The organism is Aeromicrobium sp. CF4.19, assembly GCF_051262555.1.
Lineage (GTDB): Bacteria > Actinomycetota > Actinomycetes > Propionibacteriales > Nocardioidaceae > Aeromicrobium.
Genome location: NZ_JBIMEU010000001.1, coordinates 615,558 through 628,776, shown reverse-complemented (window position 1 = coordinate 628,776; position 13,219 = coordinate 615,558). Strand labels below are relative to the sequence as shown.

The 13,219-nt window shown below is 72.7% G+C and carries 11 protein-coding genes; 4 read left to right on the top strand and 7 right to left on the bottom strand.

The features are described from left to right. Nucleotides 1-9 precede the first annotated feature (9 nt). The 7 genes from ACHAAC_RS03135 to ACHAAC_RS03105 form a co-directional block, all read right to left on the bottom strand. A complete protein-coding gene (locus ACHAAC_RS03135; protein ID WP_435714473.1) occupies nt 10-765 on the bottom strand; it encodes an adenosylcobinamide-GDP ribazoletransferase in 756 nt (251 codons plus the stop codon). A gap of 188 nt (nt 766-953) precedes the next feature. Beyond that, nucleotides 954-1,796 (bottom strand): SCO6745 family protein, encoded by an 843-nt coding sequence (locus tag ACHAAC_RS03130; RefSeq protein WP_435714472.1) that lies wholly within the window; start codon nt 1,794-1,796, stop codon nt 954-956. A gap of 75 nt (nt 1,797-1,871) precedes the next feature. Further along, the gene (locus tag ACHAAC_RS03125) at nt 1,872-4,307 is read right to left on the bottom strand and encodes an ABC transporter permease (protein ID WP_435714471.1); all 2,436 of its coding nucleotides are present in this window, start codon (nt 4,305-4,307) and stop codon (nt 1,872-1,874) included. Then, nucleotides 4,304-5,074 carry an ABC transporter ATP-binding protein gene (locus ACHAAC_RS03120; RefSeq protein ID WP_435714470.1) on the bottom strand — a complete coding sequence of 257 codons (771 nt, stop codon included), beginning with the start codon at nt 5,072-5,074 and terminating at the stop codon, nt 4,304-4,306. The genes ACHAAC_RS03125 and ACHAAC_RS03120 overlap by 4 nt, the downstream gene beginning before the upstream one ends. Nucleotides 5,075-5,195: 121 nt before the next feature. Continuing rightward, the gene (locus ACHAAC_RS03115) at nt 5,196-5,873 is read right to left on the bottom strand and encodes a response regulator (protein WP_435714771.1); all 678 of its coding nucleotides are present in this window, start codon (nt 5,871-5,873) and stop codon (nt 5,196-5,198) included. A 96-nt stretch (nt 5,874-5,969) separates the two neighbouring features. Continuing rightward, a complete protein-coding gene (locus ACHAAC_RS03110) occupies nt 5,970-7,151 on the bottom strand; it encodes a sensor histidine kinase (protein WP_435714469.1) in 1,182 nt (393 codons plus the stop codon). A gap of 92 nt (nt 7,152-7,243) precedes the next feature. Continuing rightward, nucleotides 7,244-7,876 carry a DUF2461 domain-containing protein gene (locus tag ACHAAC_RS03105; protein WP_435714468.1) on the bottom strand — a complete coding sequence of 211 codons (633 nt, stop codon included), beginning with the start codon at nt 7,874-7,876 and terminating at the stop codon, nt 7,244-7,246. Between the two features lie 119 nt (nt 7,877-7,995). On the opposite strand from ACHAAC_RS03105, the gene ACHAAC_RS03100 reads away from it, so the two are divergent. The 4 genes from ACHAAC_RS03100 to ACHAAC_RS03085 are packed head-to-tail and all read left to right on the top strand — an operon-like array spanning nt 7,996 to nt 13,215. After that, complete coding sequence (locus ACHAAC_RS03100; protein WP_435714467.1) at nt 7,996-9,480, top strand: pyridoxal phosphate-dependent decarboxylase family protein; 1,485 nt, start codon at nt 7,996-7,998, stop codon at nt 9,478-9,480. Next, on the top strand, nt 9,477-10,850 hold the full coding sequence (locus ACHAAC_RS03095) for a lysine N(6)-hydroxylase/L-ornithine N(5)-oxygenase family protein (RefSeq protein ID WP_435714466.1): 1,374 nt from the start codon (nt 9,477-9,479) through the stop codon (nt 10,848-10,850). The genes ACHAAC_RS03100 and ACHAAC_RS03095 overlap by 4 nt, the downstream gene beginning before the upstream one ends. Then, complete coding sequence (locus ACHAAC_RS03090; protein ID WP_435714465.1) at nt 10,847-11,413, top strand: GNAT family N-acetyltransferase; 567 nt, start codon at nt 10,847-10,849, stop codon at nt 11,411-11,413. The genes ACHAAC_RS03095 and ACHAAC_RS03090 overlap by 4 nt, the downstream gene beginning before the upstream one ends. Then, on the top strand, nt 11,410-13,215 hold the full coding sequence (locus ACHAAC_RS03085; protein ID WP_435714464.1) for an IucA/IucC family protein: 1,806 nt from the start codon (nt 11,410-11,412) through the stop codon (nt 13,213-13,215). The genes ACHAAC_RS03090 and ACHAAC_RS03085 overlap by 4 nt, the downstream gene beginning before the upstream one ends. Nucleotides 13,216-13,219: the final 4 nt, after the last annotated feature.

Genomic DNA, 13,219 nt, shown 5'->3' with positions numbered 1-13,219 from the left:
AGTGACTCCTCAGGTGGCTGCGAGCAGCAGCGCCGCGAGGCTGAGCTCGATGCAGGCGCCGAACACGTCCCCCGTCACCCCACCGATGCGGCGGAGAGCGCGGTGCACGACGAGAGCGACGACGACGATCGCGGCGGCAGCGGCCAGCGGACCGCGCCACCACCCTTCGTCGACGAGCACGAACCCCGCAGTTGCCGCGGCCGTCAGCAGCAGCCAGACCAGGATCGTCACGGCAGGGTGGACGGCGCCGACGTACGTCGCGCCGAGTCCCTCGGTGCGCGCTCCCGGCACCCCGCGCATGCACGTGATCGCCACGGCGCCGCGTGAGACGACGACGAGGATCCCGGCCAGCCACGGGCCGTGGTCGTGCTGGAGCAGGGCGGCGATCGCGGCGGCCTGCACACCGAGCACGAGCACGAGCGACGCGGCTCCGGCAGGACCGACGTCACCGGTCCGCATCACGGCGAGGGACCGCTCGCGCTCGTAGGAGGCGGTGAGGCCGTCGGCGGTGTCGGCCAGCCCGTCGAGGTGGAACGCCCGGCTGCCCAGGGCGAGCGCCCCGACGGCGGTGATGGCGACGCCCAGCGGGGCGAGGCCGAGCTCGCGACCACCGAGACAGACGAGCGCGACGAGCAGCCCGAGCGGGACGACCGCGAGCGGGGCGAGCACCATCGCCGGTCCGGTGACGTCGCGGTCGGCACTGCGCGGCATCCGCACCGGGATGGCGGTGAGGGTGCCCACTGCGAAGCGCCAGGAGTCGAGCATGGGCCTCAGTCTGCCGCGTCAACCGCGACACCGGGCGAAGGGTGCGAGGAGCAGTCCGGCGACACGCTGCTCGTCACCGCGGAGACGTCTCTCGTCACCGGAGGAGAAGTCTCTCGTCGGCGTGGGGGAAGTCTCGCCCCCGAGCCCTCCGCAGGCTCCGTGCAGGGGGCACCCCCAGTCAGCGTTGGTCAGGGGCGCTGGTTGCCGGTCGGGTTCGGGAAGGCGACGACCCCGGACTCGAGCACCGCGCGAGCCGCGGCCCGCAGTGCGTCGCTCACCGCCACGGCGTGCGCCGTGGACTCCCGGTCCATGAAGGCCTCGCAGGAGCGGTCGGTGGCGTCCTCGAGGCGCTCGCGGGCGACGCGGCCGGACTCGGTGGCCGCGCCGTCGGCGTCGACCCAGCCACGGTTCCGCACGTCCTCGACGGCAGCGGCCCACTCCTGCTCGGTCCAGCCGCGGAGCTGCCGCTGGTGCTCCGGCGCCTTGCCCACGGCCACCTGCAGGACGTTGGACGTCGTGCCGCTCAGCCCCGCGGCGACCAGGACGCCGACGTGGCAGTCGCCGCGGAACTCCCGCAGCACGGTCAGGTGGTGCCAGAACGCCTGCACCGGGTCGGCCGGTGCGGTGAGGGACAGCTGCGCGGCGGCGAGCGGCTTGCCCGCGACGTCCAGTCCCTTCGCCGCCCCGGCCAGGCGGGTGGTCATGGCCGCGATGTCGTGGTCGGCCAGTCCGGGACGCAGCGCGTCGGCCGCGACGGCCGCGCGCTCGGCCAGGACGGCGTCGCGGTCGGCCATCGACCACGCGTCCGGCAGGGCGCGGGCGACGATGGCGGGGGAGAACCCGTGGAACGTCGCGGTGACCAGCTCGGGGCCCGGCGTGCCGAGCGCGGCACCGCGGGAGGCGAAGTACCCCATCCAGTAGCCCTTGAGGCCGAGCGCCTCGTACCGCTCCTTGGCGTCGGGCGCGAAGTAGACGACGGCGTGCACCGTGTTGACGGCGCGCCAGAACGGGGTGAGTGCGGAGTCGGCCATGGCCCGAGTGTGCCGCATCGGGCCCCGGCGTCGGGAGGTGACGCCGGGGCCCGGAGCCGGCCGGGCTGCTCGGGCTCAGTCGAGGGTGAGGCCCTCGGCCGGGGTGACGCGGGCAGCGCGTCGAGCCGGCAGCACGCACGCGGCAAGCCCGGCTGCCGCAGCGGCCGCGACCACGCCGGCCAGCTGACCCCACGGCACCACGACCGATGCTGCGGGAATCGACGACTGGATCACCGTCACGACGCCGAGCCAGCCGTACGTCACGCCGAGCACGGTCCCGAGCAGCGCCGCGACGAGCGCCAGCAGCAGGCCCTCGGCAGCGAGAACCCGCCGCAGCTGGCGCTTGGTCAGCCCGAGCGCCCGCAGCAGGGCGTGCTCACGTCCGCGCTCCAGCACCGAGAGTCCGACGGTGTTGGCGATGCCGACGAGCGCGATCGCGACGCCGACGCCGAGCAGGCCCAGCACCGCCCCGACGAGGACGTTCATCTGCAGGTCCACCCAGGCCCGGTCCTGCAGTGCATTGGTGGTCTCCAGGCCGGCATCACGCGCCAGGGCGCCGAGGTCGCCGCCGATGGCGTCGGCGTCTGCGCCGTCGTCGGCTCGCACCCACAGGGCCATCGGCTCCGAGACCGCACCGATCTCGGCGAGGGTGTCGGGTGACACCAGGGCGCTCGGCCCCCAGTCGGTGCCGACGACCGTGGTGCGCAGGACGGTCTCGCGACCACCCACCGTGACCGTCACCTCCTCGGGCAGTCCGTCCGGGAGGTCGCGGAGCAGCGTGATGGGCACGAGGATCTCGCCCTCGCCGGCCGTGAGGGCCTCGGCCTCGCGGGCCACCGCCTGCTCCTCGGCACTCGGGCCGAGGACGGTGACGTCACCGATCGCCTCGACGTCGGCCACCGCACCGGGCACCGCGACGGCGTCGTCGACGTCCGGGGCATCCTGCACCGCGGTCAGCAACGACTCGTCGACCGCGCTGGTCCCGGTGAGCGCGACGTCGACGGGATGATCGGCGTCCATCTGGTCGTCGAGCGTGCCTCGGGCGCTGGCCATGCCGGTGAGGACGGCCGTCGTGAGGGTCACTCCGACCAGCAGCGATGCCGTGGTGGCCGCGCTGCGTCGAGGGTTGCGGACGGCGTTCGCCGATGCGATGCGGGCCGACGGGCCGGTGCGGCCCAGCGCGCCACCGAGCAGGCGCAGGAGCGCCGGAACGACGAGAGGCCCGAGCAGCAGGACGCCGACGAACGACGTGATGCCGCCCAGCATCAGCAGCTCCATGCTCTCGGCCGCGGCCGCCGCGGCGAGCACGCCGGCTCCGAGGACCACGACGATCGTGCCCAGTGCGATGCGCCACCGCCCGGAGCCGGTCTGGACGCCCGGGTCCGCCGCGGGCCGCAGCGCGGCGAGCGGGCTCACGCGCACGACGGCGCGGGTCGGCCACCAGGCGGCGAGGAGCGTCGTCAGGACGCCACCGACGAAGGCGGGCGCCAACCACGCGGCCGAGAGCTCGACGGCGCCGACCGAGTCACTGAGGAACAGCCGCACGACGGCGGCGATGCCGTACCCGGCAGCGGCGCCGCCGACGAGACCGACCGTCGAGGCGATGACGGCGAGCGCGAGCGACTCCAGCCGCACCGAGCGCAGCACCTGCTTACGGGTGGCGCCGACGCAGCGCAGCAGAGCGAGGTCGCGCGTGCGCTGCGCGAACAGGATCGTGAAGGTGTTGGTGATGACGAGCACCGCGACGAACCCGGAGATGGCGGCGAACAGCAGCAGCAGGTAGCTGACGACGTCGACGCCCTGGTTGACCGTCGTGACGCGCTCGTCCACGTAGTCGTCGCGCGAACGGACCTCCGCAGAGACCGCCTCGCGCAGGGCGTCGGCCCGGGAGTCGACGGAGGAGCCGTCAGCGGCGGCGTAGGTCACGGCGTCGGTGGCGGTGCTGGGCAGCTGCGACAGCGTCGCCCACGGGACGTGCACGTCGGCGGACAGGTAGGACGTGGAGGCAGCCAGTCCGACGACCTCGACCTCCTGCGCCTCAGCGCCTCGCCCGAGCGTCAGCGTGTCCCCGGTCTCGATGCCGGCGGCCGTGGCGGCGGCCTCGTCGACGAGCGCCTCGTCGGCCCCCTCGGGGGCTCGCCCGGAGGTGACCTCCTGACGTCGCAGCTCGGGGGTCTCGGCCACCGTGCTGACGGAGGTCTCGTCACCGAGGGAGGTGCCGTCCACGGACACCGGCATCCACCCACTGCCCACGACGGCGGCGGCGTCGCCGTTGCGATCCGCCTCGGCCAGGGTGGTCTCGACGTCCTCCTCGGGCAGCCCGTACTGGTCACCGACCACGAGGTCGGCCCCGGGGTAGGCCTCGTCCACCCCTGCGGAGAGGCCGTTCTTGGTGGCGGAGGCGAGCGCGTTCGTGACCACGACGAAGCCGACGGCGATGGTCACCGCGAGGAGGGCGGCGACGTAGCGACGTGTGTGGGTGCGCAGGGAGGCGATCAGGACGGTTCTCATCGGGCCACCTCCGTGGTCGGGTCGGCCTGGAGGGCGGCGACGAGCTCGGCCCCGTCCGGGGCGGTGAGATGCGTGCGGACCCGGCCGTCGGCGAGGACTACGACGTCGTCGGCGTATGCGGCCGCGTCCAGCTCGTGGGTCACCATGACGACGGTCCGACCCAGCTCGCGGACCGTGCGTCGCAGGTAGGACAGCACCTCGGCGGAGGTGGTGCTGTCGAGGTTTCCGGTGGGCTCGTCGGCAAAGACGATCGCGGCGTCGCCGACGAGCGCACGGGCGATGGCGACCCGCTGCTGCTGCCCGCCGGAGAGCTCGGCGGGCCGGTGGCTGAGACGGTCGGCCAGCCCGAGCACGTCGACGACCTGCTCGAGCCGACGTGCGGTGGCGTCGTCGGTGCGACGGCCGGCGAGCTCCAGCGGCAGCATGATGTTCTGCCGGGCCGTGAGCATCGGCAGCAGGTTGAACGCCTGGAAGACGAAGCCGAGGTGGTCGCGGCGGAACCGGGTGAGCTCGTCGTCCCCGAGGTCCTGCAGGGCGATGCCGGCGACGTGCACCATGCCGGCGCTAGGACGGTCCAGTCCGGCGAGGCAGTGCATGAGCGTGGACTTTCCGGAGCCCGACGGGCCCATGATGGCGGTGAAGCGACCGGGGGCGAGGTCGACGTCGATGCCGTCGAGGGCGTGCACGGCCGCCGGCCCGGTGCCGTAGGTCTTGGTGAGGCCGCGAGCGGAGGCGGCGGTGGAGGTTTCCGGTGTCGTCGTGATCATGTCCACGACGCTATGGATCGTGGCGCCCGGAATCGTCACCTCGAGGGTTGGTCCTGCTCCTCATGCCCGGGGTGGACGAGGAGGGGCCGGCTCATCCCACGGGATGAGGGCGGGTCGTCGCTCAGTCGCCGAGCCCGGCCTCGAGGGCGAGCAGCACGAGCTGGACCCGATCGCGCGAGTCCGTCTTGGCGAGCAGGCGGCTGACGTGGGTCTTGACCGTGGCCTCGGACACGAACAGGGTCTCGGCGATCTCGGTGTTGGTCAGACCGCGGGCCACCTGACCCAGCACCTCCCGCTCACGGGCCGTGACCTCGGCGAGGCGACGCTCGGAGGTCGGGCGGGGGGCCGTCGAGGCTCCGACCCGGGGCGCGGAGGTGAGGAAGTGGTCCAGCAGGCGTCGGGTGGTGGAGGGTGCGACCACGGCGTCCCCGGCCTGCACCGCCCGGATGGCACCGAGCAGGTCCGGGGGCGCCGCGTCCTTGAGCAGGAAGGCCGATGCGCCCGCCTGCAGTGCGGCGAAGGCGTACTCGTCGAGGTCGAAGGTCGTCAGCACGATCACCCTCGGACCGTCGTCCGGGGTGAGGCGACGCGTCGCCTCCACGCCGTCCATCCGGGGCATCCGCACGTCCATCAGCACCACGTCCGCCGGGGTCTCGGCCAGGCGCTCCAGAGCCTCCTGGCCGTCCCCGGCCTCGCCCACCACGTGCATGTCGGGCTGGCTGTCCACGAGCATCCGAAAGCCCGCACGCACCATCTGCTGGTCGTCCACGATCAGGACGCGGATCGGGTTCTCGGTCATCGCGTCACCACCGTCAAGAAAGGCGCAGAAGAGTGCGGTGATGGCGCGACGACGCTCCGTCGGGTCGCTCGCTGGCGCTCGCTCACCGGTCCTCACTCACTGGGGGATCCTCGCACGCACGGCCCACCCGCCCCCGGGCTCGGGGCCCACGACGAGCGTCCCGTCGTGCACCTCGACCCGTTCCCGCATCCCCAGCAGGCCCAGGCCCGAGCCCTCACCGGACGCCGCGCCGTGCCCGTCGTCGACGACCTCGACCTCGAGGAACCCGGAGGTCGCGCGCAGGCGGACGGTGGTGGTGGCGGTGGCGCCGGCGTGCTTGCGCACGTTGGTCAGGGCCTCCTGCACGAGGCGGAAGACGGTGAGCCCGACGCCGCTGGAGACCTTCGGTGCAGGGTCGGGGAGGTGGACGACCACCCGGCCGGTCTCCACCTCGGCGGCCAGCAGGTCGGGGAGGTCGCCGAGGCCCGGCTGGGGCGCGAGACCAGGGTCGGTCGTCCCGCGCAGCAGGCCCAGGAGGCGCCGCATCTCACCCAGCGCGTCCCGGCCGGCCTCGGCCACCGTGCCCAACGTGTCGACGGCGACCTGCGGGTCCTGCGCGGCGGCGTACCGGGCGCCGTCGGCCTGCACGATGACGACGGACAGACCGTGCGCGACGACGTCGTGCATCTCGCGGGCGATGCGCGAGCGCTCGTCGGTGGCGGCCATGAGGGCTCGTTGCTCGGCCTCGGCCGCGAGCTGCTGGCCACGCTCGAGCAGCGTGGCCTCGTAGGCCACGCGGACGCGGCTCTGGGTGCCCAGGGCCCAGGCGGCGATGACGATGGCGCCGATGGTCAGGAACATCGGGAGGTAGGAGGTCCACTCCAGGTCGCCGCGGTACTCCAGGGGTACGTCGGTGTTGAATGACCGCGTCCAGACGATGGATGCCGTGGCTGCGCCGGCGAGGCCGGTCCCGAGCCCCAGCCAGCCCTGCAGGGGGCGCCCGTAGCGGGCGAGCGAGTACAGCGCGACGGGGAAGGCCAGCTGTCCCCAGATCGGCTCCTGTCCGAGGACGGCCTGGGCGACGCTGGCCGCCGCGACGAGCGTGAAGGTCGTCGCCGGCCTCACGCGTCGCAGGTACAGCGGGATGGTCTGCGCCAGGCTGAGCAGGAGGGCGGCCACCCCGATGGAGATCATGACGGACGAGCCGAGCACGAGGGTGGTGGCCAGGACGGCGTCGAACCAGCGGCGGGCTCGCGGTCCGAGACGCCACGGTCCGTCGCCCCGCCTCACGACCGTCATGGCGTCGAGCCTAGGGCCGCCGCCGGGCGCGATCATCCCCCCACGGTCTGATCTGTCCGGCGCACGGGTGGCGGTTCGAGGGGCCTCCCTGGTCAGCCGGCGGCGCGAACGACCCAGTCGACGAGCGGGCGAGCGGCCTGCCAGTCCGCGCGGACGTGGTCCAGCAGGTCGGCGGTGTGCACGTACGGCGCGAACCCGTGGTCGCGGGAGAGGGCGAGCGAACGGTGCCGCAGCAGCTCGATGCGGGGGTGGTCGGCGTCGTAGCCGCGTGGTGAGGTCTTGAGCCGATCCCCTCCCACGCTCCAGCCGTCGTCGACCAGCGCGGCCAGGATCCGCTCGAGCCGGCGGCCGCTGCGGGCGTCGTCGATCGCCTCGCGGATGGCGGCGAGCTGCGCGGGCTCGGCGCGGTAGAAGCCGGCGCCGGTGCGGACGCCCGGTGCGCCGACCTGCACGTACCAGCCCGTGGACGCGCCGGCGGCCACGAAGGCGCCCTGGTGCGTCTTGTACGGCGTCTTGTCCTTGGAGAAGCGCACGTCGCGGAACGGGCGGAACACCTTGGCCGGCCCGAACTCGTCCTCCAGCCCGGCGACGAGGGCCCGCATCGGTGCGGCCACGGAGGTGTCGTAGATGCCGCGGTGCTCGGTCCAGAAGGCCTTGGTGTTGTCGATCTCGAGGTCGTCGTAGAAGTCCAACGCGGCCTCGGGGAAGCCGTGGAACGAGTGCATGGCTCTCCTCTGGAAACGATGTGAGCAGCCTCGCACCGGCCGGGCTTGTCGCCTGCCGAGACATCTGGTTAGGTGAGGCTTGCCTTAGCGGATCATCCGCATTCTCGGGAAGGGATGGCGTGAAGCATCATCTGTTCGGTGCCGACACCGTCGAGCACTATGCCACCACCATGCAGCGTGGGGTCGACGCCCTCGTGCGCCGGGTCCGTGACGTCGAGGGCCCGTTCTCGGGGCGGACCGTCGACGAGGTCGCCCCAGCCGTGGAGGCCGTCGACCTCGACGCCCCGCTCGGGGACGTGGACGCCGTGCTGGCCGAGCTCGGCGAGGTCTACCTCGGCGACGCCGTCTGGTTCCACGAGCCGACGTACGCCGCGCACCTGAACTGCCCCGTCGCCGTCCCCGCCCTGCTGGCCGAGGTGTTCGTCTCCGCGATCAACTCCTCCCTCGACACCTGGGACCAGAGCGCGGGCGGCACGCTCATCGAACGCCGCCTCATCGACTGGACGACCGAACGCATCGGCTTCGGTCCGGCCGGCGACACTGCCGCGGACGGTGTCTTCACCAGCGGCGGCACGCACTCCAACCTGCAGGCCCTGCTGCTGGCGCGCGGCGAGGCGTTCCTGTCCGGCCACGCCGACGCCGCCGCGCCCTTTGCCGAGACGATGGCGCGGTTCCGCGTCCTGGCCTCGGTGGACAGCCACTTCAGCGTGCAGAAGTCCGCGACCGTCCTGGGCCTGGACGCCGATGCCGTGGTCGCGGTGCGCGCCGACGCCCACCACCGCATGGACCCCCACAGGCTCGACCTCGAGCTCACCCGCTGCCGTGCGGCGGGCAAGGTCCCGATGGCCGTGGTCGCGACGGCGGGCACGACGGACTTCGGCGCCATCGACCCGCTCGAGGACATCGCCGACGTGTGCGAACGGCACGGCGTGTGGCTGCACGTCGACGCTGCCTACGGCGGTGGGCTGCTCGCCTCGACCCGTCGGCGTCACCTGATCGCCGGCATCGAGCGGGCCGACTCCGTGACCGTCGACTTCCACAAGACGTTCTTCCAGCCGGTGTCCTCCAGCGCGGTGCTCGTGCGTGACGGCGCCACCCTGCGGCACGTCACCTACCACGCCGACTACCTCAACCCCCGCACGGCGACGCTGCCCAACCAGGTCGACAAGAGTCTGCAGACCACGCGCCGCTTCGACGCCCTCAAGCTGTGGCTGACGCTGCGGATGATGGGGGCCGACGCGGTGGGCGAGGGCTTCGACACCGTGATCGACCTGGCGCGGGAGGGCCACGCGATCCTGCGCGACGACACCGACCTCGAGATCCGCGTCGCACCCGCGCTGAGCACGCTCGTCTTCCGCTACCGGCCGGACGGACTCCCCGAGGACGTGGCGGACCACGTCAACCCGCGGATCCGGGCGGCGCTGTTCCGCGGCGGGCGAGCCGTCGTCGCCGGCACCACCGTGGACGGTCGCTCGTGGCTCAAGCTCACGCTGCTGAACCCTGCCGCGACGATCGATGACGTCCGCGTCGTGCTGGAGCAGGTTCGTGCAGCCGGACGGGACCTGCTCGACGAGACGCATCCCTACCAGGAGGTCGGCCGATGAGCGCTCGGGACCTCGCTGCCGTCGAGGGTCACGTGCACGACGTCATCGCGGTCGGTGCGGGGCCGTTCAACCTCGGCCTGGCCTGCCTCGCGGCGCCCGTCGACGGGCTCGACGTCATCGTCCTGGAGTCGCGAGAGCGGCTGGCCTGGCACCCGGGCATGCTGCTGCCCGACGCCACCCTGCAGGTGCCGTTCCTGGCCGACCTCGTGACGATGGCCGACCCCACGTCGCCGTACTCCTTCCTCAACTTTCTCAAGCACACCGGACGGCTCTACCCCTTCTACATCCGGGAGAGCTTCTACCCGCTGCGTGCCGAGTACGACGCCTACTGCCGCTGGGCGGCGGACCGGCTCGGCACGGTGCTGCTGGGTCGGCACGTCGAGAGCATCGTCGCGGAGCCCGGAGCGGGGGACGAGACCGTCTACGTCGTCCGTTCCCTGACGCCCGACGGCACCGAGACCCACCGCGCCCGCCACCTCGTGCTCGGCACGGGGACGTCGCCACACGTCCCGGACGCCCTGCGCGACGTGGTGCAGACCTCCGGCGGGGACACCGGGCGTGGGGGCCCGGCCCTGCACAGCGCCGACTACCTCGAGCACAAGCGGGCGCTGCAGGCCACCGGGTCCATCACCGTCGTCGGCAGCGGGCAGAGCGCGGCCGAGATCTACCGCGACCTGCTGGAGGACGTCGACAGCCACGGCTACCGGCTGACGTGGGTGACGCGCTCGCCGCGGTTCTTCCCGATGGAGTACACCAAGCTGACGCTGGAGATGACGTCACCGGAGTACACGCGGTACTTCCAGTCGCTGCCCGCCGAGACGCGGGACCGTCTCCTCGCCGAGCACAAGCCGCTGTACAAGGGCATCAGCGGCGACCTCGTCGACGACATCTTCGACACCCTCTACCGCAAGAGCGTCGCCGGTCCGGTCACGACGGACCTGCTGACGGGGACGTCGCTCACCGCGGCCACGTGGGACGCGGACGCCGGTCACCATGCGCTGGAGCTGCACCACGCCGAGACGGGCGTGCCGTTTCGCACCACGACCGAGTCGCTCGTCCTCGCCACCGGCTATCGGTCCCACGTGCCGGGCTTCGTCGAGCCGTTGCGTCAGCGCATCCGGTGGGACGAGCAGGGTCGCTACGACGTCTCGTCGCACTACACGGTCGACGACGCCGGCACGATCCACGTGCAGAACGCCGAGGAGCACACGCACGGCTTCGTGGCGCCGGACCTGGGCATGGGGGCGCACCGCAGCTCGGTCATCATCAACCAGATCGCCGGTCGTGAGGTGTACGCGGTGGAGGACCGCATCGCCTTCCAGCAGTTCGGCCCCGCGGGGGCGTCGGCCCTGGTCGGAGGCCGGCGGTGAGGGCCGCCGCCGGGCGCGCCGTCCCGGGCGTCCGGCTCGAGCCGCTCGACGTCGACGAGCACGTGACCATGCTGCACGCGTGGGTCACCGACCCCAAGGCGGTGTTCTGGATGATGCAGGGAGCGACGCTCCAGGACGTGCGTGTCGAGTACGAGCGCATCGCGGCCGACCCGGACCACCACGCGTGGCTCGGCCGAGTCGACCGGGTCCCGGCATTCCTCGCCGAGACCTACGACCCGGCGCGCTCCCCGCTGGCCGGCCGCTACGACGCCCGGTCCGGCGACCTGGGGATGCACGTCCTCGTCGCACCCACCGAGGAGCCGGTCCGCGGCTTCACCGCCCGGGTGTTCACCGCCGTGATGGCGCACTGCTTCGACGACCCGGCCGTGGGCCGGCTCGTCGTGGAGCCCGACGAGCGCAACCACGCCGTCGCCGAGCTGAACGCCCGCGCGGGCTTCCTCGTGGACCGACTCGTCGACCTGCCCGACAAGCGGGCCGCGCTCAGCCTCTGCACCCGCGAACGCTTCGCCGAGAGCCCGTTGGGGCGTCAGGAGACCGCATGACCAACATCCCCACCAGCCCGCCGCTCGATCGGCTGCTCGATCGGGCTGGGCACCTCACCCCGGAGTCGATGCAACGGGCACAGCGACGCCTCGTCGCCAAGGCGCTCGCCGAGCTCTCCCACGAGCGGCTCCTCGCCCCGGAGCCCGTCGCGGGGGACGAGACCTTCCACGTGGTGCACGCCGGGGACTCGACCTACCGCTTCCACGCGCACTGCCACGAGCTCGACCACTGGGTCGTGGACCCGTGGTCGGTGACGTGCGACCGCGCCGGTGTCCCGGCAGACCCGGACGCGCTGGAGCTCGTCGCCGAGCTGCACACCGACCTCGGCATCCCCGAGAGCCTGCTCGCCACCTACCTGGAGGAGCTCAGCGCGACGCTCGCCGCGGCGGCCTGGAAGGACGCCCACCACACGCTCTCGTCGGCCGACCTCGTGCACGCCGACCTGCAGACCATCGAGTCGGCGATGAGCGAGGGCCACCCCGCGTTCATCGCCAACAACGGTCGGATCGGCTTCGGCCTGGACGACTACCGCGCCTACGCGCCGGAGACCGGCAGCGACGTCCACCTCGTGTGGCTGGGCGTGCGTCGCGAGCACGCGCACCTGTCGTGTGGAGACGGTCTGGACGAGCGCACCCTCTACGCCCACGAGCTCGGCGAGGACGAGCACGACGCCCTGCTCGGTCGGCTGGCTGACCTCGGCCTCGACCCCGCCGACTACCTGCTCATGCCCGCCCATCCCTGGCAGTGGACCAACAAGCTGGCGGTGACGTTCGCCGCCGACGTCGCCCGCCGCGACATCGTCCCGCTCGACGTGAGCCGCGACGCCTACCGTCCGCAGCAGTCCATCCGTACGTTCTTCAACGTCACCCGGCCCGAGCGGCAGTACGTCAAGACGGCGCTGTCCATCCAGAACATGGGCTTCATGCGGGGCCTCTCCCCGCACTACATGGGTGCGACCCCGGCCATCAACGACTGGGTCCAGGGCGTGGTCGCGGCCGATCCTGAGCTGCGCTCGTGCGGGTTCGACGTGCTGCGCGAACGTGCCGCCATCGGTTACACCGGGGGCGTCTACCGGCAGCTGCCCGGCCGTTCGCCGCAGGCGAAGATGTTCTCCGCCCTGTGGCGCGAGAGCCCCGGTGCCCGGCTGGGGCCCACCGAGCGGGCGTCGACCATGACGGCCCTCCTGCACCGCGACCGGCACGGTCACGGTCACGCCGCCGCGCTGGTCCGGGCGTCGGCGCTCGACCCCGGGGAGTGGGTGCGCCGCTACCTCGACGCCTACCTGCGACCCGTCGCGCACTGCCTCTGGGCACACGACCTGGCCTTCATGCCGCACGGGGAGAACGTCATCCTCGTCCTGGAGGACCATGTGCCGACGCGGATCCTGATGAAGGACGTCGGCGAGGAGGTGGCCGTCCTGGGTGACGGTCCGCTGCCGGCCGAGATCGAGCGGATCCGGGCCGACGTCCCGGAGTCGATGCGCGCACTGAGCATCTTGACCGACGTCGTCGACGGCTTCCTGCGCTTCCTCGCGGCCGACCTGGCCGAGGACGGCGTGCTCGACGGCGCGACCTTCTGGGGCATCGCCGCCGCCTGCCTGCGCGACCTGCAGGTCGACCACCCCGAGCTGGCCGACGCGCATGCCCGCTACGACCTGTTCGCCGAGGAGCTCGACCACTCCTGCCTGAACCGGCTCCAGCTGCGCAACACGCTGGAGATGGTGGACCTGGCCGACCAGGCCCAGTCGCTGATGTTCGCCGGCACCCTTGCCAACCCGCTCGCGAGGTTCGACACGCGGTGAGCGC